Source organism: Naumannella cuiyingiana, from assembly GCF_013408305.1.
GTDB lineage: Bacteria > Actinomycetota > Actinomycetes > Propionibacteriales > Propionibacteriaceae > Naumannella > Naumannella cuiyingiana.
On the sequence record NZ_JACBZS010000001.1, the window covers coordinates 661,131 to 685,334 of the forward strand.

Genomic DNA, 24,204 nt, shown 5'->3' on the forward strand with positions numbered 1-24,204 from the left:
TCAGGCCGAGATCTGGACGTGCGCGGGGTCGGCGGCCCGGTAGATCCGGACGTAGTCGACCCGCAGGCTGGCCTCGTCGTCGATCGACGAGCCGGCGCCCGGGTCGACATCGAGAGCCAGGTCGAGCACCAGCGGCCCGGTGGGAATCTGCTCGGTGAGGCTGAGCACGAGGTCGCCGTCGACGTAGTAGTCGAGCCGGTCGTCGCGCCACGCCAGGCCGATGGTGTGGTCGCCCTCGGCGAGTAGTTCGGGTGGGGTCGGCAGCGTCGCGGTGCAGGCGGCGGCTCCGGCGTCGGTACACGGGCCGTCCGGGGTGCGCAGACCGAGCCGCGCCGCGGTTGGCGTACCCGTCACCTCCAGGGCGGTGATCGTCGTGGTGTCGCGGTCGGGTGCGTCGTCCGGTTCGGCCGGGGTGAGCCGGACGGCGGGGCGGTACGCCGCTCCCTTCGGCACCCGCAGGCGGGTCTCCAGGTAGCTGCCGGGGGCGAGCGCGACCCCCTGGTCGGCGCCGCCGGTGCTGACGGCGCCGGTGGACCAGCCCCCGTCCTCGCGGGCCGACAGCAGCAGCGCCCCGCCGGCGACGGTGACCCGGTCGGCGCTGTGGTCGCCCTGCTCGGCGACATTCCAGATGTTGGTGTCGAGGGCGGTTCCGTTGAACTCGTCGGCCAGTTCGAGCTGCCAGGTGCCGGCCGGGGGTGCGGCCTGGGCCGGCATCGGGGTGCACAACAGTGCGGTGCTGCCCAGCACGGCGAGCGCAAGCCCGCGGCCCAGCCGTCGCATGCGTTGTCCTTCCGGCGTTCGGTGCGGCCGATCGTCGGCCGTCTCGTCATCCCCGGTACGCCACCATAACCCCGCGTACCACATCAGGCCCAGTTCGGGGTCCTGCACGCGACGAGACCGGAAGCCAGCGCGAGGGCGACCGGCAGCAGCGCGAGCCAGAGATTGACCGCCCACCAGGAGGCGTCCCAGCTCCCCCACAGCGCAAAGAAGCTGAGCGCCATCAGCCCGGCGGCATGGGTGAGGGCGAGCGCGGTGACGTAGGCGGGCACCGACCAGCGGTGGCCCCTGGGCAGCAGTGACCAGACCAGGCCGGCGGCGATCGCCAGGGCGTCGAGCGGGAAGAACGACCAGTTCCAGGCCTTGAGCCAGGCCCCCTCGCCGACGGAGATCACGCCGAGGGCGGTCAGGGCCCAATAGGCGAGCAGACCGAGATCGGTGACGACGAGGGCGGCCTTGCGGGCGGCCGGCAGGCGGCGGGGTTGGGGCTGCATGATCACGACCTTACTGTACCGGACGTCCGGTATTGCTCGGAACCGGATGCCGGACGCCCGGTACAGTCCCCGGGTGACTTCTCGGGACCGGATCCTCGACGCGGCCGGGCGGATCCTGGTCCGCGACGGCGGGGACGCGGTGACGATCGCGGCGGTGGCGCGCGAGGCGGGGGTGAGCAAGGGCGGGCTGTTCTATCACTTCGCGTCGAAGGAGTTGTTGATCGACGGGTTGATCGCGCGCTATGTGGCCACGTTCGACGAGTTGATCATCGGGGCCGGCGAGGAGCCGGGGGCGGCGACCGAGGCGTACCTGCGGTCGGCGGAGCGCACCAGCGGTCCGGCGGGCCAGCCGGTGATCGCGCTGCTCGCGGCGGCGGTGGTCAACCCGCGGGCGCTGGACTCGCTGCGGGAGCGCTACCGGGCGTGGCAGGACCGGTTGGACCGCGACGGCGTACCCGCGGAGGTGGCGGCCACGATCCGGTTCGCGGTGGACGGCCTGTGGCTCGCGGACACACTTGATCTTGCTCCGGCCCGCGGCGCGGCGCGGCAACGGATGATCGGCGAGCTGCGGGCGTTGCTGGCGCGCTGATCAGCCGGTGACGTCGGCGATGGCGCGGTCGATGATCTCCGCGCCGAGGTCGATCTCGGCGTCGCTGACGGTGAGCGGCGGCGCGATGCGGAACACGCCGCCGGCACCGGGCAGGCTGACCACGTTCATCGACAGGCCGAGCTCCATGCAGCGGCGGGTGATCGCGTCGCCGACCTCGGGGGCCGGTTGCTTCGACTCGCGGTCGGCGACGATCTCCATGCCGAGCAGCAGGCCGCGGCCGCGGATGTCGCCGATGCACTCGTGCCGGGTCTGCAGCTCGGCCAGGGCCGAGCGCAACCGGGCGCCGGCGGCGGTCGCGCGGTCGGCGAGGCGGTCGCGCACGACGATCTCGATCACCTTGGCGGCGACCGAGGCGGCGAGCGGGTCGGAGACGTGAGTCGTGTAGAAGAGATAGCCGCGCTCGTGGGCGCGCTCCTCGATCTCGGCGGTGGTGAGGACGGCCGCGACGGGCAGGCCGGCGCCGAGGGTCTTGGACAAGGTGACGATGTCGGGCACGATGTCGTCGCGCTGGAAGGCGAACATCGATCCGGTACGCCCGACTCCGGTCTGCGCCTCGTCGATGATCAACAACATCCCGCGCCGGTGGCAGGCGGCTCGGAGCGCGGCAAGGTAGCCGTCGGGCAGCTCGAGAATGCCGCCGGAGGACAGGATGGGCTCGGCGATGAAGGCGGCCCGGCCGTCGGCGGTCTGCCGGTCGAGCAGGTCGAAACCGTCGGCCAGTTCGGTCTGCCAGTCGAGGTTGCCGTCGGCATCGGTGAACCGTGGCCGATAGGCGTTCGGCGCGAAGATCGCGGCCGAGCCAACCGGTGCCGGTCCGTAGCCGCGCCGGCCCGCTGAGTAGGTCGCGCCGGCGGCGGCGCCGGTCATACCGTGCCAGCTCTGGGCGAAGCCGGCGACCTCCCAGCCGCCGGTGACGAGCTTGGCCATCCGGATGGCCGCCTCGTTGGACTCGGCGCCGGTGGTGAGCAGGAGGACGCGGTCCAGGCCGGGCACGAGCGTGCCGAGGGCCTCCCCCGCCGCGAGCAGCGGCTCGGAGACCATGCCGGAGAAAAGATGATCAAGGTCGCGTACCGCCGCGCTGACCGTCTCGACGATCTCCGGATGCCCGTGGCCGAGGATGGAACTCATCTGCCCGCTGGTGAAGTCGAGGACCTTGCGGCCGTCGGCGTCCTCGACGAACGAACCGGAGGCGCTCGTTGCCACGAACGGCGCCCAGGTGCCGCCGTACCGGGTCAGGTACTGAAGCCTCGGGTCATTGATCTCGTACGCCATGCCGCATTCTCCACCATCGGCGGGCTCGACGTCGCGGTTGCCGTCATTGATGAGGCCGCGTTCCGGGCCTCGTGTGAGCGCGATCCCTCGTGTGGCACTCGGCTCCTCATGGGCAGCGGGCCCCGCAGCATTCACAGCCGCTGCCCTGCCGCTGTGTGGTCGTGTGTAGCGCGGTCGTCGGCGAGTCTGACTAGGGGTGCGCCAGTTGGTTGTGGGGCGCGGTCGAAACGCTCTCGTTCCATCTCGGCGCGGCCCTTGCGGCCGCTGTCGGACTCCAAGCTGCTGAACCAGACGATCATGCGGAATGGAAATGTCGATGGCCGCCATGAGCACTGCGATACCCACAAAGCAGACGGCCACACAGGTGCGGTGGACGAGGACGGCAAGCGGCCAAAGCGTCTCGACGACTTCGGATCGGTGGCCGCTGCGGAGTGCGTCGAGGGTGCGGTCCGATTGGCCGCCCTCGCTCTTGTCGGTGGAGACCAAGTTCGCCAGGCTGGTTCGCGTCGCGCGCAAAGGCGGGCGCGTCGCCGCGGTCGTCCCCGATCGCCCCGGGCGCCATCCTCGCCGCGGCCCTCCCGGGCAGGACATCCACCAGCCCGGAATTCGACCGCCCATCCCGACGCCACCTGAACGAACTCGCCCGCCTCATCGATCGCGGGGACCTCACACGACTGATCGCCCGACGCTTCCCTCTCACACACATCGACGAGGCACACCATCACCTGGAGACAGATCCCACACCCGGCAAACGGGTGATCGACATCGTCACGTGATGCTCCCGTTCCTCGGACTGCGCAACCATCCGCCCACACGCGTCATCGAGGAGCGCGGCGGAATCCTCCAGGCCAGCTTCGAACAGCTCTATCGACGTAGAAGGACATGCGCAACTACCCGATAGCGCTCACCATCCTGGTCGCCTAACTGTTCTTCAACGACGGCATCCAGCCCGCTATCGCCTCGCCGTCGACCTACGGGGTCTGCGGCTTGGTCCCCAACCGCAAATGGATGGTGACCCGGCTGCGGTACGGTGAACAATCGGTTGGTTCCCGAGGTGAGACCTGCACGATCACTCTCCTTGGACCCGGGCACGGATGGAGATGGACGCATGCAGTTGGAACTCGTGGCGATGCGTCATGCTCGGTTCCTCGAGGAGTTCGAGATCGCCAACCGCGGCTTCTTTGCCGAGCGGGTGGGAGACCGCGGGGATGACTACTTTGCCCGCTTCGAGGAGCGGCTGGCCGCGCTCGTCGACGAGAATGACGTCGGGCGATCGCTGCTGTTTGTGATCGTCGACAACTTCGGCCGAATCCTGGGCCGAGTGAACATCACCGACATCGACCAGCCCGATCTGACCGAGCTCGGGTTCCGCGTGGCCGAAGCCGATCAGGGTCGCGGAGTCGCGACCTACGGCGTGAGCGCGGCCCTCGAGGCGGCTCGAGAGTGCGGCGTCGACAAAGTCCTCGCTCGCGTGGCCGAGGACAATCTCGGATCTCGGCGAGTGCTGGCGCGTGTGGGCTTCACCGAGACCGGGCGCGCCGAGTCACCGGTCGGCTCCGATGCCCGGTTCCTCGGTTTCGAGATCACGCTTTAGGCGTGCTCAGGGCTCGGCATCGTGTTGCGGGTTTGGTCCCAACCGCAGGTTTTCGGGCGATTCTGCTGCGGTTCGTGACCAATCGCCCCCTGAGCAGCGATCGGTTGGACTCTCACGCCGAGGCTAGTGCCTCGCGGATCACCTCGGAGCGAGACTTACCCTCAAGCTCCGCCCGCGCATCAAGAGCACTGACCTCGTCAGCCGTGAGACGCAACGCAATGACCTGCGACGGCTTCGCGCCACGACCAGGTCGACCACGGCCCCGCTTCTTCAATGCCGCCACATCGTAGCCAGACTCCGCTTCGGTCGCCCAGGTCGAGGAGGCTTTCGACGAACGGTTCGCGGCCCGATCCGACGAGCTGGCCGAGCTTGCAGCGAACCGCCGCCGCTTGGAAGACGAGTCCGACAAGCTCCTCGCCGCTCACTTCGCCGACGCGATCGACCTCACCACACTGAAACGCCACCAGGACCGCATCCGGGCGGGCCTGGCCGACATCGACCGCCGCATCGAAAACGACCAAGACCAAGGCCCGAGACGCCAGATCGCGAAGGCGCTACGTCTCCTGATCGACTGCCAACGCCTCTACAGGACCACTGATGCCCACGGGAAACGGTTGGCGAACCAGACCTTCACCACCGGGATCGACGTCGACGAAGGCGAAGAAGCAACCCTCCGCTTCGCGGAACCGTTCGCCGCAACGACAGGAGAGACCCATGTCAGGGGTTCGACTACGTCTGAAATTGTGGAGCTAAGGGGATTCGAACCCCTGACCTCTTCCATGCCATGGAAGCGCGCTACCAACTGCGCCATAGCCCCAGGTTGCCCCGACCTCGCGGCCAGGACCACGAGATGATAGCGCCCGCGGAGGCGCCGCCTCAAATCGTGGGCTCGGGGAGGCGTACCAGCGTCCAGCGCAGGAAGAACTGCGTCAGGGGGCCGATCGCGAGGGCGTAGAGCAGCGTACCGATCCAGACCTGCCCGCCCAGCAGCCAACCGATCGACAACACCACGACCTCGATGCCGGTACGCACCAGCCGCAGCGAGCGCCCCGTCCTGCGGTGCAGCCCGGTCATCAGCCCGTCCCGCGGGCCGGGGCCGAACTGCGCGCCGATGTAGAGCCCGCCGGCCAGCCCGTTCAGCACAACCCCGCCGACCGTCAGCGCGATCCGCGGACCAAGATCATCCACCACCGGAATCAGGGCCAGCCCGATGTCGGCGGAGATCCCGACCAGCACGACATTGCAGATCGTCCCCAGGCCGGGCAGTTGGCGCAGCGGTATCCACAACAACAACACGACGACCGAGACCAAGATCGCGATCGTGCCGAAGCTCAGCGGCAGCCACCGGCTCAATCCCTGGGTCAGCACGTCCCAGGGCGCGACGCCGAGCGCCCCGCGTACCTGCATCGCGATCGAGAACCCGTACAGGAACAGCCCCACCAGCAACTGGGGGATCCGGCGCGCCAGACGGCCGGCGCGGAGCTGTTCGATCGGTCCGAGGTTCTGCAGCGTCGTCGTCACCCGAGCAGTCGACCACGAATTGGACTGGTACGCCATAGCCAATTCTGCAAGGGTGGACCCGTGTCCATCGGAGCGAACGTCCTGGCCGGCCTGCTCGGCGGCCCACCCTGGACCCAGCCGCGCTACCGCGACCTCGCCGACCGGATCGCGCGGCTGATCGCGGACGGCCGCATCGCCGCGGGCACGCGCCTGCCGAGCGAGCGGGACCTCGCGGCCGCGACCGACCTCAGCCGCACCACCATCGGCGCCGCCTACACCACCCTCACCGAGCGCGACCTGCTCCGCCCGCGCCGCGGCGCCGGCCACTTCGTCACCGAACGCCCCGCCCCGACGATGAGCCCGCTGCTCCCGGCCGCCGGCCCCGACGCCGACGGCCGGATCGGCCTCACCGCCGCCGCCGACGCCGCGCTCCCCCACGTCGGTGCCGCCTACGCCCGCGCGCTCGACCGCCTGCCCGAGCTGACCGGCGGCAGCGGCTATTTCCCCGACGGGCTGCCGGAGCTGCGCGCCGCGCTCGCCGAGCGGTACGCCGCCCGCGGCCTGCCCACCGACCCGCGCCAGCTCCTGATCACCACCGGCGCCCTCTCCGCGCTCGCCATCGTCGCGCGCACCCTCGCCGGGCCACGGCGCGCCTTGATCACCGAGTCGGTCGGCTTCGGCAACACCCTGCACCTGCTGCACGATGTCGCACGTCGCTCCGGCGGCCGGGTCCGCTCCTTCGACACCTCTCCCGCCGGTTGGAACCTCGACTCCCTCGCCGCCGCCCTCGCCGAGACCCGCCCCGCGGCCGTCTTCGTGATCGCCGACTTCCACAACCCCACCGGCCGGCAGATGGACGACACCACCCGCGCCGGCCTGGCCGCCCGCGCCCGCCGTGCCGGCGTACCCGTCGTCGCCGACGAGACCCTCGCCGAGCTCGCCCTGCCGTGGGCCGCACCGGCACTACCGGTCGCCGCGCACGACCCGTCGGCGATCCTGGTCGGCTCGGCGTCGAAGACCTACTGGGGCGGGCTGCGACTCGGCTGGATCCGCGCCCCGCACGCCATGATCGAACCGCTGCTGCGCGCGCGTACCCTCGCCGACCACGGTGCGGCCGTCGAACAACTCGTCCTCGCCGAACTGCTCGCCGACCCGACGGCGAACCCGGCGGCACGCGAGCGGCTGCACCGACAGGCGGTCACCGCGATGGACCTGGTCCGCGAACACCTGCCGGAGTTCGCGTTCCGGCGGCCCGACGGCGGGCAATCGCTGTGGCTGGAGCTGCCGTCGGCGTCCTCGACGCGGCTCACCCGGCGCGCGGCCGAGCACGGCGTGTTGCTCACCCCGGGCCCGCACTTCTTCTGCAATCCGGGCGGCGAGCGCTGGCTCCGGCTCCCGTTCGCGGCGCCGGAGGACGCATTCGCCGAGGCGGTACGCCGGATCGCGCGCGCCTGGCAGGAGCTCGATCGCCCCGACGCGCCCACCCGGCACGAGGGATTCGGGCCGCTGTCGGCCTGACCACCACGATCGTGTCGTCAGTTATCGCCGCCTGCGGGCTACCGCAGGCGGCGATAACTGACGACACAAATGGGGAGGCTACGTCAGCGGGGCGGTGAGGTTGATCGGCAGGCCGTCCGGGTCGTGTACCGCGAGCAGCGCCAGCCCAACCTCGGTCGCCTCGATCGGCCCGGTGTAGCTGATTCCGGCCTCGTCCAGCGCCTTCGTCGCCCGGTCGAGGTCGGCCTTCGAGCCGACGCCGAACGTCACGTGGTCGAGCCCGGTGATCGCCGGGTCGAACGCTCCGATCCCCGTGGGGTGCAGGCTGAGCAGCGTGCCCTGCGGGGTGCGGTAGACGGTGCCGCGGTCGTAGGTCGCCGCGACCTCGGACCCGATCTTCGCGTCGTAGCGGATCGGCTTCGCCGCCACCTCGGGCCAGCCGAACAGCTTGTCGTAGAAGTCCTTCGCCCGCTCCATGTCGGAGACGATGATGTGTACGTCCGCGAATCCCGGGCTGTCGATGATGGCCATGTGCCACGCTAACCCGCCCGAGCCCGGACCGACAGGGGTCGCCCGGTCAACCGCGCGGGTAGCCCCGGCGTACCGTCCGGTCGAGGATGCCGAGAGTGGCCTTCAGCGAGGACTCCCCGATCACCGGGAAGATGCCCTTCCACTCGGGCGCGGCATCGGACCAGTCGTAGTAGGACACCACCCGCGTGCCCTCCGCAACGGGCTCCAGCCGATAGCCGAAGACGTGCCCGATCGGTGGCTTGATCGTCCCGTGAATGGTCCAGGCGATCTCCGTGTCGGGCTCGTAGCGGGTGAAGACCACCTCGACGTCGTACTTGCCCATCGGCAGGTCGCCCAGCGCCTCGCGGTCCATGTGCACCACGAACGACTCCCCCGCGGCCTCGACCGGCCGCCCGTCGGAGCCCTGCAGCATCCCGGACGCGTCGATCGCCACATGGCCCTCCGGGTCGCGGAGCACCGCGAACACCTCGGCCGCGCCGGCCGGCACCACCCGGGAGACCTCGATACGTTCACTCATGGAGTGATCATCGCATTTCGGTACGCGCGGCCTCGACGGCGGTCAGGCGACCCGGTTGTACGCCGCCATCCGCCAGGCGCCCTCCCCGGAGCGGTCCATGATCAACCACCCGGCATTGTCCATCCCGCGCAGCAGCCGCGCGTCCTTGCCCGACATGCCGAGGAACGCGCACGAGCCGACCCGGGCCGCCAGCCCGTGCGCGGCGACCAGCAGCGTCTGCCCGTCGGCCAGGGCATCGGCATGTTCGGCCAGCGCCGCGGCGAACCGGGTCGCCACCTCGGTCACGGTCTCGCCGGTGGGCGAGCGCCGCACGTCGTCGCCGGCCATCTCCCGGTCCCGGAAGTCCGGCTCCTCCTCGGCGATCTCGGCGAGGGTGCGCCCCTCCCAGGTCCCGACCGCGATCTCGCGGAGTCGGGGATCCGTCGCCACCGGCTGACCGGTCAGCGCTGCCAGGGCGCCCGCCGTCTCCCGCGCCCGCGACAGATCCGAGGAGATGATCACATCGGGCCGAAGCGCCGCGATCGCCGGGGCGGCCGCGGCCACCTGCGCCCGGCCGACCTCGTTCAGCGGGATGTCGGCATGGCCCTGGAAGCGGAGTTGGACATTCCAGTCGGTCTGCCCGTGCCGCCAGACCACGATCCGCGATGCGGTCACGCGTCGTCCTCCGGCGTACCCGACCGGTCGTGCGTGGGCAGCTCCAGATCGAGCTGGGGGCAGTCGCGCCACAGCCGTTCCAGCGCATAGAACGCCCGCTCCTCGGCGTGCTGCACGTGCACCACCAACACCCCGTAGTCGAGCAGCACCCAACGGTTCTGCCGGTCGCCCTCGCGCCGGATCGGCTTCGCGCCGAGCTTCAGCAGTGCCTCCTCGACCGCGTCGACGATCGCGCCGACCTGGCGTTCGCTGGCCGCGCTCGCCACCAAGAAGATGTCGGTGATCGCAAGCTGCTCGGAGACGTCGAAGCCGACGATCTCGATGCCCTGCTTGTCATCGGCGGCCCGTGCCGCCGCGCGCGCCCATGCCAGGGCCTCCGGGTCCGCGCTCATCCGGCTCCTTCTCCGTCGTGATCATGCTCGGACTTCTGATCATTCCCGGGGGCGTACAGGCCCCGCTTGGAGATGTATTGCACGATGCCGTCAGGCACCAGATACCAGACCGGCTCGCCGGAGCGGGTACGCTCCCGGATCGCCGTCGAGGAGATCGCCATCGCCGGCACCTCCATCAACGTGATCTTGTCCTTCGGCAGATGCGCGACCGCCGGCGAGTTCAGCTCGACACCGGGCCGCGACACCCCGACGAAATGGGCAAGATCAAAAAGCTGGTCCGCCCCGCGCCAGGTGAGGATCTTGGCCAGCGCGTCCGCGCCGGTGATGAAGAACAGGTCGACGTCGCCGCGCTGCTCGCACAGGTCCTTCAACGTGTCGACCGTGTAGGTGTCCCCCGGCCGCTCGATGTCGACCCGGCTCACGGTGAACCGCGGATTGGACGCCGTCGCGATCACCGTCATCAGGTAGCGGTCCTCGCCCGGGGAGACCTCGCGGTCCTTCTTCTGCCACGGTACGCCGGTGGGCACGAAGACCACCTCGTCCAACCCGAACCGGCTGCCCACCTCGCTCGCCGCGACCAGGTGGCCGTGATGGATCGGGTCGAAGGTGCCACCCATCACCCCGAGTCGGTAGCGTCGCCCGGCCTCCTCGCCGTGCGCCAGCCCTGTCGCCTCCGTCATGCACGCACCATCGGTCAGCTGTGCGGGCGGCCCTTGCCGACGCCGCGGACGAGCTGCAGCAGGCCGATCAGCAGCAGGAACGCCACGATGCCGAAGACATAGGCGGGCATGGGCAGGTGATTGACGACCTCGGCCTCGAGCGGGATCAGCATGGCGACACCCTAGCCGCGAACGGCCTCACGGGCGTACCTGACCCCGGCCCGTGACGAGATACTTCGTCGTGGTCATCTCCGGCAGCCCCATCGGCCCGCGGGCGTGCAATTTCTGGGTGGAGATGCCGATCTCGGCGCCGAAGCCGAACTCGCCGCCGTCGACGAACCGGCTGGAGGCGTTGACCAGTACCGCGGCGGCGTCCACCTCCGCGCTGAACCGCTCCGCGACGCCCAGCGACTCGGTGACCACGGTCTCGGAGTGGCCCGTCGAGTAGCGCCGGATGTGGGCCAACGCCGCGTCGAGATCGTCGACCACGGCGGCGCTGAGATCGAGCGACAGCGCCTCGGCGGTGAAGTCGTCCTCGGTCGCGGGCCGGACGCCGTCCGGGTCGTGGCCCGCGATCCGCGCGTCGCCGTGCACCGTCACGCCGTGCTCGGCCAGCGCCGCCAGCGCCTTCGGCACGAACGAGTCGGCGATCGCCGCATGCACCAGCAGGGTTTCCAGCGAGTTGCACACCGACGGCCGCTGCGTCTTGGCGTTGATCATGATGTCGAGCGCCATCTGCTGGTCGGCGTGCTCGTCGACGTAGAGATGGGTGTTGCCGGTGCCGGTTTCGATCACCGGCACCTGCGATCCGGTGACGACCGCCTCGATCAGGCCCGCGCCGCCGCGCGGGATCAGCACGTCCACCAGCCCGCGGGCGCGCATCAACTCGCCGGTCACCTCCCGCGGCCCGGTGATCAACTGCACCGCGTCGGCGGGCAGCGGCGTGGACGCCAGACCGGTACGCAGGGCCGCCGCGACCGCGACGTTGGAGGCCTGTGCCGACGACGACCCGCGCAGCAGCGCCGCGTTGCCCGACTTCAGGCAGATCCCGGCCGCGTCGGCGGTCACGTTCGGCCGCGCCTCGTAGATCATCCCGACCACACCGAACGGCACCCGGACCTGCCGATAGGCGACGCGGTTCGGCGCCGTCCACCCGCGCACCACCTCGCCGACCGGGTCCGGCAGCGCGACCAGGTCGCGCAGCCCGGTCGCCATCGCCGCGATCCGCTCGGCGTTCAGCCGTAGCCGGTCGACGATCGCTGCGTCCACGCCGGCCTCCCGCGCGGCGTCCACGTCGCGCTCGTTGGCGCGCAGAATGGGTTCGCACTCGGACTCCAGCGCGGCGGCCATCGCCGCGAGCGCCACGTCCTTCTCGCTGCTGGACGCGACCGCCAGCGCCCGCGCCGCCTCCCGCGCCCGGTTCGCCGCCTCGATGACCTCGCTCACCCGCACAGGATACGGGCGATCGGCCCGGTCAGCCCCGGCGTCCGCGCAGCCGGTCGAGCTGGCGGCGCTCCCGCTTGGTGGGCCGGCCGCTGCCGGGATCGCGCTGCGGCACGGTGCCACGCTCCACCCGCGGCGGTGGCGGCGGGGTCCGATCCAGGTACGCCTCGGCAGCCACCGGCGCACCGACGCGTTTGACCAGCAGTTGGCGTACCACGACGATTCGTTCGGCCCCGGGCAGGCGCAGGCGTACCTCGTCGCCGATGCGGACCGGCTGGGCCGGCTTGGCGCGTTCGCCGCGCACCCACACATGCCCCGCGCGGCAGGCCGCGGTCGCGGCCGAGCGCGTCCTGGCCAGGCGCACCGCCCACAGCCAACTGTCCACGCGTACCTGCTCGGGCATGCCGGTCAGTCCACCACGGCTCACGCCTCGGGCACGATCCCGGCCCGTTCGGGATCGACGACCTGCGATCCGGCGGCCGTGATCCTCCCGTCGTTGATCTCGCGGGCGTAGTGGCAGGCGACCCGGTGCCCGGGCAACACCTCCACCAGTTGTGGGTCCTCGGTGTCGCACCGCTCGGGCTGCCGGAACGGGCACCGGGTGTGGAAGCGACAACCGCTGGGCGGATTCGCCGGGCTGGGCAGGTCGCCCGCGAGCAGGATCCGCTCCCGCGCGTCCTCCACGTCGGGGTCCGGGACGGGGATCGCCGACAGCAGCGAGATCGTGTACGGGTGCATCGGCATCGCATACAGCTCGTCGCTGTCGGCCTCCTCGACGATCCGGCCGAGATACATCACGCCGATCCGGTCGGCGATGTGGCGTACCACGGCAAGATCATGGGCGATCACGATGTAGGTCAGCCCGAGATCGTCCTGCAGGTCCTCCAGCAGGTTGATCACCTGCGCCTGCACCGACACGTCCAGCGCCGAGACCGGCTCGTCGGCGATCACCAGCTCCGGATTGAGCACCATCGCCCGCGCGATGCCGATCCGCTGCCGCTGGCCGCCGGAGAACTCGTGCGGATACTTGGCCAGGCTGGACTGCGGCAGGCCGACGCGTTCGATCATGTCGCGCACCTTCGCCAGGTGGGTTCGGCCCGAGTCCGCACCGAAGGTGTCCCGGTCGCGCTCGCTCAGTCCGTGCACGCGCAGCGGCTCCATCATCAGGCTCTGCACGCTCATCCGGGGATCGAGGCTGGACAGCGGGTCCTGGAAGACCATCTGCATCCGGCGCCGCTCGCGCCGCAGCGCCTCCCCGCGCAGCGCGGCGAGGTCGGTGCCGCCGAGCTCGACGGTGCCGGCCGTCGGCTTCTCCAGCCGCAGCAGCGCCCGCCCCAGGGTGGACTTGCCGCAGCCCGACTCGCCGACCAGCCCGAAGCTCTCGCCCCGGCGTACCGCCAGGTCGACGCCGTCCACGGCGCGAACATGCCCCACGGTGCGGTCGATCACCAGCCCGCGCCGGATCGGGAAGTGCACCTGCACCCCGCGCGCGTCGAGCAGCACGTCGGTCGCGTGATCGGTCTCTGGGTTGGGCATCGTGTCGGTCACTGGGTCGCCTCCGATTCGGCAGGATGGACGCAGCGCCAGCGATGCTCGGCCTCGCCCGACAGCTCCAGTTCGGGTCGTACGCAGGCGTCGGTGGCATGCCGGCAGCGCGGTGCGAACGCGCACGCGGCGTCCCAGCCGATGGTGTCGCGCGGGGTGCCGGGAATCGGCACCAGCCGCTCGCTGCGCACGGCGTCCAGCCGCGGGATGGAGCTGAGCAGTCCGGCGGTGTAGCGGTGCCGGGGGTGGGCGAAGAGTTCGCGGCGCGGTGCGGTTTCCACGATCCGCCCGGCATACATCACGTTCACCCGGTCACACAGCCCGGCGACGACGCCGAGGTCGTGGGTGATCATGATCATCGACGCGCCGGAGCCGCGTACCAGCTCGGCCAGCAGTTCCAGGATCTGGGCCTGGATGGTCACGTCGAGCGCGGTCGTCGGCTCGTCGCAGATCAACAGTCGCGGTTTACAGGCCAGCGCCGTGGCGATCAGCGCGCGCTGCCGCATGCCGCCGGAGAGCTGGTGCGGGTACTCGCCGAAGCGCCGCTCCGGGTCGGGAATCCCGCACCGGCGGAGCAGGTCGATCGATTCCTCGCGGGCCGCACGCTTGCTGATCTTCTCGTGCGCGAGCAGCACCTCGGCGACCTGCGCGCCGACGGTCATCACCGGGTTCAGCGAGCTCATCGGGTCCTGGAAGACCATCGCCAGGTCGTTGCCGCGCAGCCTGGCCAGCCGGTCGGGCGACAGCTGCAGCAGGTTCTGTCCGCGGTAGTCGGCGGCACCGGTGACCTGTACGCCGCGGCGCGGCAGCAGGCCCATGATCGCCATCGAGGTGACCGACTTGCCGGAGCCGGACTCGCCGACGATGCCGACCACCTCCCCGGCCCCGACCTCGAAGTCGACGCCGTCGACCGCGCGTACCGGCGGCTGACCGCGGCGGACGAAGTGCACGCGCAGATCGCGCACCGCCAGCACCGGCTCGCTCGCCGGCTCGGGTGTGCGTGCCTCAGCCATGGTCACCTCCGCGCCCCCTCATCGTCGAGCCCTCATCGTCGGGACCCCTCATCGTCGGGATCCCTCATCGTCGGGACTTCGGGTCGAGCGCCTCGCGCAGGGCCTCGCCGAGCAGCGTGAAGCCGAGCGCGGTGATCGCGATACAGGCACCGGGCAGCAGTGTCAGGTGCGGCGCCGACTCCAGGCGGGTCTGCGCGCGGACCAGCATCCGGCCCCACTCGGCGACGGTCGGATTCGGGTCGCCCAGACCCAGATAGGACAGCGCCGCCACCTCGATGATCGCGGTGGCCAGCACCAGCGTGGCCTGGACGATCACCGGGCCGAGCGAGTTCGGCAGCACATGGTTCATCACGATGGTGCGCTGGCGCAGGCCGATCGAGGTGGAGGCGAGCACATAGTCCTGCCGACGCTGGGACAACATCGACCCGCGCAGCAGCCGGGCGAAGATCGGCACCTGGGCGACCGCGATCGCGATCATCAACGCATAGGGGTTGCGACCGAGCACCGCGGCGACGCTGACGGCGAGCAGCAACGCGGGGATCGACAACAAGATGTCCACGACCCGCATCACGGCGGTGTCGACCCAGCCGCCGAACGCGCCCGCGATCCCGCCGAGCAGCGCACCGCCGAGCAGACCGAGCGTGGTGGACACCACCCCGATCACCAGCGACTGGCGCGCCCCGTAGATCAACTGGGTGAGCAGGTCGGAACCGAACGAGTCCAGCCCGAGGGGGTGCTCGGCGCTGAACGGCGGAACGCTCGACGGCGTCACCTGGCTCGCCCAGCGCGGGTCCGAGGGCGCGTACGGCGCGAGCAACGGAGCGAACAGCGCCACCACCAAGAAGGCGGCAACGATGATCGCGCCGACGATGGCCGACGGGTTGCGCACCAACCGGCGCAGGGCCCCGACCCACAGGCTGGTCCCGGTCTCCTCGGCGCGCGCGGTCCGCCCCATCGCCTCGACCAGGGCCGGCGGGCGGTGATCGGTGAGCTCGTCGGCGGCCTCCCCGCCGATCTTCGTCCGCTCGCTCATGCGACCCGCATCCTCGGATCGATGACGCCGTAGAGGATGTCGACGACGAGGTTGACCACCGCGTAGGTCAGCGCGATGAACAAGATGAAGCCCTGCAGCACGGCGAAGTCGAGGGAGGAGATCGCCTCGAACAGGTAGGAGCCGATCCCGTTGAACGCGAAGACGGACTCGGTGAGCACGGCGCCGGCCAGCAGCGCTCCCGCCTGCAGGCCGATCGTGGTGACCACCGGCAGCAACGCATTGCGCAGTACGTGCCGGGTCGTGATCCACCGCCGCGGCAGGCCCTTGGCGTTCGCGGTCCGCACGTAGTCCTCGTTCAACACCTCCAGCACCGAGGCGCGCGTCATCCGGACCACGATCGCGAGCGGGATGCTGCCCAGCGCGATCGCCGGCAGGATCAGGTGCACGATCGCGTCCAGCGCCGCGTCCCACTCGCGGGTCAGCAGCCCGTCCAACACATAGAAGTTGGTGATGTGGGTGGCGTCGATCCGCGGGTCCTGTCGGCCCGATGTCGGCAGCACGGCGAGGAACTCCAGCCCGGGCAGGCCGACTGCGAAGATCACCTTGAGCACATAGGCCAGCACGAACACCGGGATCACCACCCCGGCCAGCGAGGAGCCGACCGCGAGCAGGTCGAGGAACCCACCGGCCCGCCGCGCGGCGAAGTAGCCGAGCGGGATGCCGATCGCGATCGCGAAGATCAACGCCGCCACCGCGAGCTCGATCGTCGCCGGGAACCGTTCCAGGAAGGTCGGCAGAACCGCCTCGCCGGTGCGCGGCGAGCTGCCGAAGTCGCCGGTGATCAACCGCCCGATGTAGGTGAGGTACTGCTCGACCAGCGGCTTGTCGAAGCCGTACTGCTCGTTCAGCCGGGCGATCCCCTCCGGGGTCGCGCGCTCGCCGAGCAGCGCGCGCGCCGGATCACCCGGCAGCGCGCGCAGCCAGGCGAACAACAGCAGCGACAATCCGAACAGCACCGGGATCATCAACAGCAGCCGCCGGACCACGAATCTCAGCATGGTGCCGCCTCCGGGCGAAGGATCAGCGGGTCACCGTGACGTTGTTCCAGACCTCGTCCTGGACCGGGCTGGGCTCATAGCCCTGGACGCCCTTGCCGAAGGCGAGCGACGGGGCCGGGTGCGCGATCGGCACGCCGGGAGCGAACTTCGCGATGTCCTCGTTGATCTTGGCGTACGCCGTTGCCTGCTGCTCCTTGTCGGGCAGCTCGCGGGCCGCGCCCAGCTCGTCGAACAGGGCCTTGTTCTCGAAGCCCCACTCGTTGGACTTGCCACCGAAGAAGACCCCGACGAAGTTGTCCGCGTCGTTGTAGTCGCCGGTCCAGCCGAGCAGGTGGATGTCGCGCTTGTCGGTGCCACCATCGCCCTGCACCATGTCGAGGTAGTCGGGGGTCCACTTCGCGTTCAGCGGCTCGACCTTGATCCCCACCGCCTCGAGCTGGGACTTCAGCGCCACGAAGGTGTCCTCCGGCGTCGGCATGTAGGGCCGCGAGACACTGGTCGGGTACGCGAACCGCAGGGTCAGATCGCTCTGCCCCGCCTCGGCCAGCAACTGCTTGGCCTTCTCCGGGTCGTAGTCATAGCTCGTGACATCGGGGTTGTAGCCGTTCACCATGTCCGGCATGAACTCCTTGGCCGCCACCGAACCCGGCGGCAGCGTCTGGCTGATCACGGCCTCCTTGTCGATCGCGTAGTTGATCGCCTGGCGTACCCGCACGTCCTGCAGGGCCTTGTTCTTCTGGTTGAAGCCCAGGTAGAGGATGTTGAACGCGGGACGGTTCTTGATCTGCAGCCCCTCGGCCTGCATCGGCTCGACATCGCCCGGCGCGACCAGGTCGTAGCCGTCGATGTTGCCGGCCTGCAGCTCCTGCTTGCGGGCATTGCCGTCGGGGATCGTCCTCACGATCGCCTTGGCGATCTTCGGCTTCTCGCCCCAGTAGTCGGGATTGGCCGCCAGCGTCACCTGCTGGCCGCGGTCCCAGGACTCGAACTTGAACGGGCCGGTGCCGGTCGGGTGCTCGGTGGCGTAGGCGGAGAATCGCGGATCATCCGCCGTGCCGGTGGTGTTGTTGGCGTCCCACTGCTGCATCGCGGCGGGGCTCTGCATGGAGAACGACGGCAGGGTCATCGCGTCGACGAAGGCGGCGAACGGCTTCTTCAGCGTGATCGTCGCCTTGGTCGGGGACTCGGCGGTGCAGGACTCATAGATCCCGGTGGCGGACTTGTCCGCGCCCTCGGGGTTCTTGAAGCCCTTGAACAGCTTCCCGTAGTAGTAGGTGATGTTCTCGTTCTGGTTCAGGCCGGTCCAGTTGTACCAACGCTCGAAGTTCGCGCAGACGGCCTCGGCGTTGAAGTCCGTGCCGTCGTGGAACTTGACGCCCTCGCGCAGGGTGAAGCTGTGCGTCTTGCCGTCGGAGCTGGAGGTCCACTCCGTCGCGAGCAGCGGCGCCAGCTCGGTGGAGCCCGGCTGCAGCGAGACCAGGCCCTCGAACATCTGCCGCGCAACCCGGAAGGTCTCGCCGTCGCTCGCCATCGCCGGGTCGAGCATCACCGGATCAGAGGAGGCGGCAAAGACGAAGGTGTCGGCCGCGCCGCCGCTCTGACCGCCGGGGTCGCGCTCGCTCTGCGCACACGCCGCCAGCCCCGCCGTGACGAGCAGGGCACCGAACGCGGCCAGGCCGCGCTTCTTCCATCCGTTGCGCACGAGAAACCTCCGCAATCGAGTCCAGGTCCGCGTCAACCTAACCCAGAAGGCGTCGGCCCCTCAGCCGTTCGCGATAACGGTTGGGTTGCAACCGCCTGAGTGAGCCGCAGGAGCTCTCGGATCAGCCGGTCGGGCGCGCTGACCATGATGTCATGATCGCCGGGCAGGGTACGCACGCTGGCGTGTGACGGCAGCCGGGACACGAAGGTGCGCATCCGTCCCGCGGTGGTGCTCCGATCCGACCGCGGCCACAGGTAGTCGATCGGCATCGCGAGCCGCCGGAAACCGGCGACCGCGGCCCGTTCGGTCAGGGGCCGCAGCGGCTGCGGGGTGATCTGGCCGAGCACCCAGTCCAACCGGGGATCGTCCTTGGCCAAGGTGTTCAACCACAGCTCGCGTACCGTCTGCTCGGCGACGTCATAGGCGAGCCCGCCGCGCTCACGGGCGCGGGCCAGGTAGTCCGCACGTCGCCGCGGCGGCAATGTGTCCAGCGCCGTCATCCCCGGCTCCAGCACCTGGCCGCTGAGGAACACCAGGCGGCGGATCCGGTCGGGGGCGTCCAGCGCCACCCGGGCGATGACCTGCCCGGCCATGCTGTGCCCGACGAGCACTGCCGGCCGGTCGATGCCGGCGACGAGCGCGGTGATCTCGTCGGCGTACGCGCGCATCGAGGCCCGCTCGGTCTCGCCCACCCGGGCGCCGTGACCGGGCAGATCCGGCGCGATCGCGGGTACGCCGGCGCGGGCCAACCCCTCGCGCACGAACTGCCAGCACCAGCCGCCGTGCGCCGCACCGTGCACGAGGACCACCACGGGCACTCGTGGATTCATGCCAGGTAGCCGAAGATCTTGTTGAAGAGTGCCTGGTCGGCCTCCCGGTTCGCGGCCAGGTCGGCGGGCAGCGGGCGATAGGGGATCCCGCTGGCGATCGACGGCAGATCGATCCCCAGTACCCGCGGCGGCGCCGACGCGGCGATTGCCGGATACTCACCGATCTGTCCGAACACGTCGCCGGCGCGGCGGCTGAGGTTCCAATTGCAGAACACCTTCGCGGCGGCCGGGTTGACAGGCGACGCACTCACCCCGAGGAAGTAGTCGTAGAGGGCAAAGCCCTCGGGTGCGACGACGAAACGGACCGGCGCATTGCTGGCCGCCGCCACGTTCACCGAGCTGATCACAGCCGTTGCCGCGTGCAGCTCACCGCGGGCCAGGCTTTCCTGCATCGCGCCGGAGGAGTCGAAGATCCGCGGCTGCTGCGCGGCGAGGGCGCGCAGGTAGTCCTCGCCGAGCACGTCGAGCTGAAAGCGCAGCAACGACAGCGAGCTGCCACCGGCACCGGCCTGGGTGATCCCGAGCTTGCCGCGCCAGCGCGGGTGCAGCAGATCCTGCCACCCGCGGGGCTCCTGTCCGGGGGGCACGAGAGCCGTGTTGTAGGCAAAGGTGAATGCCGGATCGAAGGTCCGGTAGTAGCGGCCGTCGTCGAAGACGACATCGGCACCGAGGTCGTCGATGCCCGGGACCCGGTGGCGCCCGAACGCGCCGGCGGCGGCCATCTTGGCCACGCCCGCGGGGTCGGAGGTCCGAATGAGGTCGGCGCGCAGCTTCCCGGCGCCCTGTTCGCTCAGCACCCGCTCCAGGAGCCGGTTCGGCACCAACCGGACCAGGGAGACCGCCAGCCCGGTGTCGGCGGTGAAGGCCTTGATCACTTCCTTCTCGCTGTTCTCGACATACCCGCTGTAGAGGATCAGCCCGCCCTCGTCCTGGGCGGCCCGCCACAGCGCCTGATCGGCGATCTGCTCGCCGTCGATGATCAACGCCGCCGCATCGTCGATCACCGGGGCCCCGGTGACGAGTTGCGTCTGCGGCGGCGGGGCGCAGGCCGCGGCGCCGAGGCCGAGTGCGGCCGCGAGTCCGGCCGATCCGGTCAGCAGGGTACGTCGGTGCATCACGATCTCCCTTGATCAGAACTGGGTCCCGACGCGGTACGCGCGCCGGCGAAGCGGAGCAGGCCGACCATGATCACGACGGCCAGGCAGTAGAGCAGGCTGGTGGATGCGGCGGCGCGCAATGCGCCGTTGTCGTACTCGTCGAACACCGCGATCGAGAGCAACCGGGTGTCGGAGGTGAACAGGAACAGGGCTGCGGAGAGCTCGCGCATCGCCAGCATCAGCAACAACAACGCGGTGGACAACAGCCCGGTCCGCAGCAGCGGCACGGTCACCCAACCGATGGCCCGCAGCCGCCGGGCGCCCGACAGCACGGCGCTGTCCTCGAGATCGGCATCGACCTGCTGGATCGCCGCGGTGGCCCCGCGATAGCCCTGCGGCAGGTAGATCGACAAGAACGCGATCACCAGCACGACCAGGGTGCCGTAGACGGGCACGGGGGCGACCAACCAGGTCCACAGCAGGCCAAGGCCCATCACGATCGCGGGCACCGCGAGCGGGGCCATCGCCAGTTGTTCCAGCACGCGCCGGCCGGGCAGCTCGGTGCGATAGACCGAGTAGCCGAGCCAGAACGCGAAGGCGGTGCCGATCGCCGCCACCAGGACGCCGACGGCGACGCTGTTGCCGAGCGAGCGCAGGAACTGCGGGTCGGTGATCGTCTGGCCGAGCGACCAGAACGACAGCGCGCCCGGCCGGGCGAGCTGGGACAGCTCGGCGACATAGGGCGAGGACTGCAGCGAGGCGAGCAGCAGCGCGAGCAGCGGCAGGATCAGCGCCAAGACGAGGTACGCGATCGCGAAGCCGAGCCCGGCAAAGCGCCAGCGCCCGATCGCGAAGCGCCGCGGCTTCACGCCCTTGCCGGACACGGTGGTGAAGCGGCGCCGCATCACGATCCGCTGCTGCACGGCGGTGACGATGATCAACACCGCGGTCAGGGCAACGGCCACCGCGGCGGCCTCCGTGCCGCGCGCGGGGGCGGCGTTCATCAGCCGGTAGATGAAGGCCGGCAGGGTCTCGATCTGGCCCGGCGTACCGATCATCTGCGCGACCGGAAAGTTCTCCATGGTCAGGGTGAAGACCAGCACGGCGGAGCCGAGGATGGCCGGCAGCACCAGCGGGAAGGTGACATGGCGCAGGGTTGCCCGCGGCGAGCCGCCGTGCACCCCGGCCGCGTCCTCCAGGTCGGGGTTCATCAGACTCATCGCCCCGTGGATCAGCAAGAAGGCATACGGCGCGTAGTAGACGGCGAGGACGAAGATCAGCCCGCCGTAGGAATAGATGTCGACCAGGTTCGGCAGGCCGATCGCGCGGGCCGCGACATTCAGGTAGCCCATCGCGGGCCCGGCCAACAGCGACCAGGCCAGCGCGCCGACCAGCGAGGGCAGGAACATCGGCGAGATCCCGGCGAAATAGATCAGGCCGCGGGCGGGCGCGTCGCTGCGGGCGGCAAGGAAGGCCAGCACCCCGCCGATGATCATGGCGAGCACCGAGGCGCAGGCCGCGACGAACACCGAGTTAGCCAGCGCGCCGAGGGCGGCCGGGGTGGCCAGGATCGCGAAGTTGTCGACCGACAGGCCGCCGAACAGCGCGCCCGGGCGCGGGGTCTCGGCGCTGATCGCCGCGAGCCCGATGAGCCCCATCGGGATCACCACGAGCACGACCAGCAGCGCGAACTGGGCCCCGACGGGCAGCATCCGCAGGGATCGGGTGAGGGTGCTCATCAGGCCGGCACCTCCTGCGGCAGGATCCGCACGGCGGCGGGATCGGCGCTGACCCAGACCCGATCGTCGGTACGGAAGGCCGGACCGCCGGCCGGCGCGGCCACCTCGACCGCCGGCCCGTCGTCCAGGCCGACCCGGTAGACGGTGTGGTTGCCCTGGAAGGTGACCACCTCGACGCCGCCCGCCCAGGCATTGCCGTGTCCGTTCGACTCGCCGGCCAGGCTCAGGTCCTCCGGACGGATACAGGCGCGCAGGGCCTGATCGCCGTCGACGCGCTCCGCCGCCGTCACCGTCAGCGGCGAGTTGTCGATCCGGTAGCCGCCGCCTGCGTCCCCGCGTACCGGAAGAATGTTGCTGACCCCGAGGAAGTCCGCGATCGACGCGCTCGCCGGCCGCGACCAGATCTGTTCCGGCGTACCGGCCTGGACGATCCGGCCGCCCTGCATCAACGCGATCCGGTCGGCCAGCGCCATCGCCTCGGCCTGGTCGTGGGTGACATAGACGCAGGTCAGACCGAGCTGTTGCTGGATGCCGCGCAGCTCGATCCGCAGCCGCTCGCGCAGCCGGGCGTCCAGGTTGGACAGCGGCTCGTCGAGCAGCAGCACGCTCGGCCGCATCACCAGGCTGCGCGCGAGGGCCACCCGCTGCATCTGCCCGCCGGACAACAGGCTGGCACCGCGATCGGCGTGCTCGCCGAGCCCGACCAGCTCCAGCACCTCGTGCACCCGCTGCCGGGTCTCCGTGCGCGACAGCTTCTGCATCCGCAGCGGGAAGGCCACGTTCTCGAAGATGGTGCGATGCGGCCACACCGCATAGGACTGGAAGACCATCCCGACATTGCGCCGGTGCGACGGCACCTCGATGCCGCGCTCGGCGTCCAGCACCACGCGGTCACCGATGGTGATCCGCCCGGCCACCGGCGTCTCCAGCCCGGCGATGCTGCGCATGGTCGTCGTCTTGCCGCAGCCCGACTTGCCGAGCAGCACCAGCGACTCCCCCGGCTCGATGGTCAGGTCGAGCCGGTCGACGGCCGTTGCCGCACCGTACTTGATCACCAACTGCTCAAGGGATACCCGCATGGTGTCCTCGCCTCCAACTTCGTTGTTGTCCTGCTGACAGTGATTGTCCGGGTGGGCGCTCAGGCCGCCGCCGGTAGGTAGATCACGGCATCGGCGATCAGCCGCGCCGCTCGTTCCAGTTCGACCTCGGCCACGGCGCCGTCCGCGGTCAGGCTGCTGCGTACCGCCACCTCCCCCGACGGCGTCGCCAACCGGAGCCGGGCCGGCCCCTCCGGCGCGGCCGCGCCGGCCAGCACCGACCCCGGGGTCCGGGTCGCCGTGGCCAGCGCGACCGCGCTGGTCAGGCCGATCGCCGGGTGGAACTCCTGCATCGAGACCATCCGGACGCCGATCCGATCACCACGCGGTTCGCCCACGATGCCGACCTTCGGTACCGCCTGCGGAGCGGGCTCCCCGGGCCGGGCCAGGCCCATCCGAATCGCGGCCTGCGCGCGTACCGCGATCAGCTCCGGCAGCCACGGCGCCAGCTCGGCGGGGTCCTCGTCGCCGGTCAGCCCGAGGTCGCCGGCCCGCAGCAGTGCGACCGGCGCGCCGGCGTCGAGCAGGCTCAGCCGCGCGCGCCGCCCGGCGATCGTGATCGGCTCCGCGGGCCGACCCGTCGGCAGCAGCGCGCCGGTGCTGCCGCCGCCCGGGGCCAGGAAGATCAGCCGCACACCGACCCCGGCGGCGTCAGTGCCCGGCACCAGCGCGTTCGGGTGGTCGCTGATCCGGCCGCCCGGGGTGCTCACGACGGCGTCCAGCCGGGACCCGGTGTTCACATTGCGCAGCCGGACGCGGGTCTCGCGCGGGTCGGCCGGGACGAGGCCCTTGGCGACGGCGTAGAGCGCGATTGCGGTCGCGCAGTTGCCGCAGTTGCTGCCCCACTCGACTCTCCCCTCGCCGATCCCGACCTGTGCGAAGAGGTAGTCGATGTCGACATCGGGGGCGCGAGACGGTCCGACGACCGCGGCTTTGGAGGTGGTCGAGGTGGCGCCGCCGACGCCGTCGATCTGGCGCCGGTCCGCCGCGTTGTAGGCGGCCACGAGCATGGCCTCGAGATCGGTACGCGTACCGGGCACGTCGCGCTCGGTGAACAGCCAGCACTTGCTGGTGCCACCGCGGACCAGCGTCCCGCGTACTTGCATCCTCGTCCTCCTCGCACCGTCCGGCCACCGCAGCCGGTTCCGCGTCCCAGCCTGACTTCGCAGAGGTTGAAGCACAATCGCGA

Annotated in this window: 28 protein-coding genes and 1 tRNA gene; 4 read left to right on the top strand and 25 right to left on the bottom strand. The window is 70.5% G+C overall.

Features of this window, described 5'->3' with window-relative positions; genetic code table 11:
- Both GGQ54_RS02930 and GGQ54_RS02935 read right to left on the bottom strand, forming a co-directional pair.
- Complete coding sequence (locus tag GGQ54_RS02930) at window positions 1–780, bottom strand: glycoside hydrolase family 16 protein (RefSeq protein ID WP_179444023.1); 780 nt, start codon at window positions 778–780, stop codon at window positions 1–3.
- An 83-nt stretch (window positions 781–863) separates the two neighbouring features.
- Window positions 864–1,271, bottom strand: coding sequence for a DUF5360 family protein (locus tag GGQ54_RS02935; RefSeq protein ID WP_179446395.1), 408 nt, complete (start codon window positions 1,269–1,271; stop codon window positions 864–866).
- A 73-nt stretch (window positions 1,272–1,344) separates the two neighbouring features.
- On the opposite strand from GGQ54_RS02935, the gene GGQ54_RS02940 reads away from it, so the two are divergent.
- The gene (locus GGQ54_RS02940; protein WP_343045837.1) at window positions 1,345–1,860 is read left to right on the top strand and encodes a TetR/AcrR family transcriptional regulator; all 516 of its coding nucleotides are present in this window, start codon (window positions 1,345–1,347) and stop codon (window positions 1,858–1,860) included.
- Here the strand turns inward: GGQ54_RS02940 and GGQ54_RS02945 are convergent, their stop codons facing one another.
- Window positions 1,861–3,153, bottom strand: a complete 1,293-nt coding sequence (locus tag GGQ54_RS02945; RefSeq protein ID WP_179444025.1) for an aspartate aminotransferase family protein — start codon at window positions 3,151–3,153, stop codon at window positions 1,861–1,863.
- 431 nt (window positions 3,154–3,584) lie between these two features.
- On the opposite strand from GGQ54_RS02945, the gene GGQ54_RS17735 reads away from it, so the two are divergent.
- Together GGQ54_RS17735 and GGQ54_RS02955 are read left to right on the top strand one after the other, a co-directional pair.
- Window positions 3,585–3,929 (top strand): zinc-binding dehydrogenase, encoded by a 345-nt coding sequence (locus GGQ54_RS17735; protein ID WP_179444026.1) that lies wholly within the window; start codon window positions 3,585–3,587, stop codon window positions 3,927–3,929.
- 302 nt (window positions 3,930–4,231) lie between these two features.
- Window positions 4,232–4,747, top strand: coding sequence for a GNAT family N-acetyltransferase (locus tag GGQ54_RS02955; RefSeq protein WP_179444027.1), 516 nt, complete (start codon window positions 4,232–4,234; stop codon window positions 4,745–4,747).
- A gap of 112 nt (window positions 4,748–4,859) precedes the next feature.
- Here GGQ54_RS02955 and GGQ54_RS17740 read toward each other — a convergent pair whose 3' ends face one another.
- From GGQ54_RS17740 to yczE, 4 genes are all read right to left on the bottom strand, one after another.
- Window positions 4,860–5,021: a ribbon-helix-helix protein, CopG family gene (locus tag GGQ54_RS17740; protein WP_425487415.1), complete on the bottom strand. Its 162-nt coding sequence runs from the start codon at window positions 5,019–5,021 to the stop codon at window positions 4,860–4,862.
- Window positions 4,945–5,268, bottom strand: coding sequence for a hypothetical protein (locus GGQ54_RS02960; protein WP_246292536.1), 324 nt, complete (start codon window positions 5,266–5,268; stop codon window positions 4,945–4,947). Before GGQ54_RS02960 ends, GGQ54_RS17740 begins: the two co-directional genes overlap by 77 nt.
- Window positions 5,269–5,491: 223 nt before the next feature.
- Window positions 5,492–5,564 (bottom strand) — tRNA-Ala (locus GGQ54_RS02965).
- Window positions 5,565–5,623: 59 nt separating this feature from the next.
- A complete protein-coding gene (gene yczE, locus GGQ54_RS02970; RefSeq protein WP_343045838.1) occupies window positions 5,624–6,268 on the bottom strand; it encodes a membrane protein YczE in 645 nt (214 codons plus the stop codon).
- Window positions 6,269–6,328: 60 nt separating this feature from the next.
- On the opposite strand from yczE, the gene GGQ54_RS02975 reads away from it, so the two are divergent.
- Window positions 6,329–7,765, top strand: a complete 1,437-nt coding sequence (locus GGQ54_RS02975) for an aminotransferase class I/II-fold pyridoxal phosphate-dependent enzyme (protein ID WP_179444030.1) — start codon at window positions 6,329–6,331, stop codon at window positions 7,763–7,765.
- 78 nt (window positions 7,766–7,843) lie between these two features.
- Here GGQ54_RS02975 and GGQ54_RS02980 read toward each other — a convergent pair whose 3' ends face one another.
- The 18 genes from GGQ54_RS02980 to GGQ54_RS03060 all read right to left on the bottom strand — a co-directional run bounded on the left by GGQ54_RS02980 (window position 7,844) and on the right by GGQ54_RS03060 (window position 24,121).
- Window positions 7,844–8,275 (bottom strand): VOC family protein, encoded by a 432-nt coding sequence (locus GGQ54_RS02980; RefSeq protein WP_179444031.1) that lies wholly within the window; start codon window positions 8,273–8,275, stop codon window positions 7,844–7,846.
- A gap of 46 nt (window positions 8,276–8,321) precedes the next feature.
- Entirely contained in the window at window positions 8,322–8,792 is a 471-nt protein-coding gene (locus GGQ54_RS02985) for an SRPBCC family protein (RefSeq protein WP_179444032.1), read from the bottom strand.
- Between the two features lie 42 nt (window positions 8,793–8,834).
- Window positions 8,835–9,446, bottom strand: a complete 612-nt coding sequence (locus tag GGQ54_RS02990) for a histidine phosphatase family protein (protein ID WP_179444033.1) — start codon at window positions 9,444–9,446, stop codon at window positions 8,835–8,837.
- A complete protein-coding gene (rsfS, locus tag GGQ54_RS02995; RefSeq protein ID WP_179444034.1) occupies window positions 9,443–9,838 on the bottom strand; it encodes a ribosome silencing factor in 396 nt (131 codons plus the stop codon). The genes GGQ54_RS02990 and rsfS overlap by 4 nt, the downstream gene beginning before the upstream one ends.
- The gene (gene nadD, locus GGQ54_RS03000) at window positions 9,835–10,518 is read right to left on the bottom strand and encodes a nicotinate-nucleotide adenylyltransferase (RefSeq protein WP_179444035.1); all 684 of its coding nucleotides are present in this window, start codon (window positions 10,516–10,518) and stop codon (window positions 9,835–9,837) included. Before nadD ends, rsfS begins: the two co-directional genes overlap by 4 nt.
- A gap of 14 nt (window positions 10,519–10,532) precedes the next feature.
- Window positions 10,533–10,670 carry a hypothetical protein gene (locus GGQ54_RS03005; protein ID WP_179443516.1) on the bottom strand — a complete coding sequence of 46 codons (138 nt, stop codon included), beginning with the start codon at window positions 10,668–10,670 and terminating at the stop codon, window positions 10,533–10,535.
- A gap of 25 nt (window positions 10,671–10,695) precedes the next feature.
- Entirely contained in the window at window positions 10,696–11,943 is a 1,248-nt protein-coding gene (locus GGQ54_RS03010; RefSeq protein WP_343045839.1) for a glutamate-5-semialdehyde dehydrogenase, read from the bottom strand.
- 28 nt (window positions 11,944–11,971) lie between these two features.
- Entirely contained in the window at window positions 11,972–12,343 is a 372-nt protein-coding gene (locus GGQ54_RS16650; RefSeq protein WP_218843651.1) for an RNA-binding S4 domain-containing protein, read from the bottom strand.
- A 20-nt stretch (window positions 12,344–12,363) separates the two neighbouring features.
- The gene (locus GGQ54_RS03015; RefSeq protein ID WP_179444037.1) at window positions 12,364–13,476 is read right to left on the bottom strand and encodes an ABC transporter ATP-binding protein; all 1,113 of its coding nucleotides are present in this window, start codon (window positions 13,474–13,476) and stop codon (window positions 12,364–12,366) included.
- 8 nt (window positions 13,477–13,484) lie between these two features.
- On the bottom strand, window positions 13,485–14,498 hold the full coding sequence (locus tag GGQ54_RS03020; RefSeq protein WP_179444038.1) for an ABC transporter ATP-binding protein: 1,014 nt from the start codon (window positions 14,496–14,498) through the stop codon (window positions 13,485–13,487).
- Between the two features lie 64 nt (window positions 14,499–14,562).
- Window positions 14,563–15,531: an ABC transporter permease gene (locus tag GGQ54_RS03025; protein ID WP_179444039.1), complete on the bottom strand. Its 969-nt coding sequence runs from the start codon at window positions 15,529–15,531 to the stop codon at window positions 14,563–14,565.
- Window positions 15,528–16,550: an ABC transporter permease gene (locus GGQ54_RS03030; protein ID WP_179444040.1), complete on the bottom strand. Its 1,023-nt coding sequence runs from the start codon at window positions 16,548–16,550 to the stop codon at window positions 15,528–15,530. Before GGQ54_RS03030 ends, GGQ54_RS03025 begins: the two co-directional genes overlap by 4 nt.
- 22 nt (window positions 16,551–16,572) lie before the next feature.
- Window positions 16,573–18,252 carry an ABC transporter substrate-binding protein gene (locus GGQ54_RS03035; protein WP_179444041.1) on the bottom strand — a complete coding sequence of 560 codons (1,680 nt, stop codon included), beginning with the start codon at window positions 18,250–18,252 and terminating at the stop codon, window positions 16,573–16,575.
- Between the two features lie 32 nt (window positions 18,253–18,284).
- Window positions 18,285–19,082 carry an alpha/beta fold hydrolase gene (locus tag GGQ54_RS03040; protein WP_179444042.1) on the bottom strand — a complete coding sequence of 266 codons (798 nt, stop codon included), beginning with the start codon at window positions 19,080–19,082 and terminating at the stop codon, window positions 18,285–18,287.
- Entirely contained in the window at window positions 19,079–20,197 is a 1,119-nt protein-coding gene (locus GGQ54_RS03045) for an ABC transporter substrate-binding protein (protein WP_179444043.1), read from the bottom strand. Before GGQ54_RS03045 ends, GGQ54_RS03040 begins: the two co-directional genes overlap by 4 nt.
- The gene (locus tag GGQ54_RS03050) at window positions 20,197–21,918 is read right to left on the bottom strand and encodes an ABC transporter permease (RefSeq protein ID WP_179444044.1); all 1,722 of its coding nucleotides are present in this window, start codon (window positions 21,916–21,918) and stop codon (window positions 20,197–20,199) included. The genes GGQ54_RS03045 and GGQ54_RS03050 overlap by 1 nt, the downstream gene beginning before the upstream one ends.
- Entirely contained in the window at window positions 21,918–22,997 is a 1,080-nt protein-coding gene (locus GGQ54_RS03055; RefSeq protein WP_179444045.1) for an ABC transporter ATP-binding protein, read from the bottom strand. The genes GGQ54_RS03050 and GGQ54_RS03055 overlap by 1 nt, the downstream gene beginning before the upstream one ends.
- A gap of 59 nt (window positions 22,998–23,056) precedes the next feature.
- Window positions 23,057–24,121, bottom strand: coding sequence for a PrpF domain-containing protein (locus tag GGQ54_RS03060; RefSeq protein WP_179444046.1), 1,065 nt, complete (start codon window positions 24,119–24,121; stop codon window positions 23,057–23,059).
- Window positions 24,122–24,204 lie beyond the last annotated feature (83 nt).

Bases quoted from the DNA above. Each gene is read 5' to 3' on its own strand.
- GGQ54_RS03025 (WP_179444039.1), bottom strand. From the start codon at position 15,531: ATGAGCGAGCGGACGAAGATCGGCGGGGAGGCCGCCGACGAGCTCACC.
- GGQ54_RS02945 (WP_179444025.1), bottom strand. From the start codon at position 3,153: ATGGCGTACGAGATCAATGACCCGAGGCTTCAGTACCTGACCCGGTAC.
- GGQ54_RS03005 (WP_179443516.1), bottom strand. From the start codon at position 10,670: ATGCTGATCCCGCTCGAGGCCGAGGTCGTCAATCACCTGCCCATGCCC.
- GGQ54_RS16650 (WP_218843651.1), bottom strand. From the start codon at position 12,343: ATGCCCGAGCAGGTACGCGTGGACAGTTGGCTGTGGGCGGTGCGCCTG.
- GGQ54_RS03040 (WP_179444042.1), bottom strand. From the start codon at position 19,082: ATGAATCCACGAGTGCCCGTGGTGGTCCTCGTGCACGGTGCGGCGCAC.
- GGQ54_RS03020 (WP_179444038.1), bottom strand. From the start codon at position 14,498: ATGGCTGAGGCACGCACACCCGAGCCGGCGAGCGAGCCGGTGCTGGCG.
- nadD (WP_179444035.1), bottom strand. From the start codon at position 10,518: ATGACGGAGGCGACAGGGCTGGCGCACGGCGAGGAGGCCGGGCGACGC.
- GGQ54_RS03050 (WP_179444044.1), bottom strand. From the start codon at position 21,918: ATGAGCACCCTCACCCGATCCCTGCGGATGCTGCCCGTCGGGGCCCAG.
- GGQ54_RS02930 (WP_179444023.1), bottom strand. From the start codon at position 780: ATGCGACGGCTGGGCCGCGGGCTTGCGCTCGCCGTGCTGGGCAGCACC.
- GGQ54_RS02980 (WP_179444031.1), bottom strand. From the start codon at position 8,275: ATGGCCATCATCGACAGCCCGGGATTCGCGGACGTACACATCATCGTC.
- rsfS (WP_179444034.1), bottom strand. From the start codon at position 9,838: ATGAGCGCGGACCCGGAGGCCCTGGCATGGGCGCGCGCGGCGGCACGG.
- GGQ54_RS03015 (WP_179444037.1), bottom strand. From the start codon at position 13,476: ATGCCCAACCCAGAGACCGATCACGCGACCGACGTGCTGCTCGACGCG.
- GGQ54_RS03030 (WP_179444040.1), bottom strand. From the start codon at position 16,550: ATGCTGAGATTCGTGGTCCGGCGGCTGCTGTTGATGATCCCGGTGCTG.
- GGQ54_RS03055 (WP_179444045.1), bottom strand. From the start codon at position 22,997: ATGCGGGTATCCCTTGAGCAGTTGGTGATCAAGTACGGTGCGGCAACG.
- GGQ54_RS03060 (WP_179444046.1), bottom strand. From the start codon at position 24,121: ATGCAAGTACGCGGGACGCTGGTCCGCGGTGGCACCAGCAAGTGCTGG.
- GGQ54_RS03045 (WP_179444043.1), bottom strand. From the start codon at position 20,197: ATGCACCGACGTACCCTGCTGACCGGATCGGCCGGACTCGCGGCCGCA.
- GGQ54_RS02985 (WP_179444032.1), bottom strand. From the start codon at position 8,792: ATGAGTGAACGTATCGAGGTCTCCCGGGTGGTGCCGGCCGGCGCGGCC.
- GGQ54_RS02935 (WP_179446395.1), bottom strand. From the start codon at position 1,271: ATGCAGCCCCAACCCCGCCGCCTGCCGGCCGCCCGCAAGGCCGCCCTC.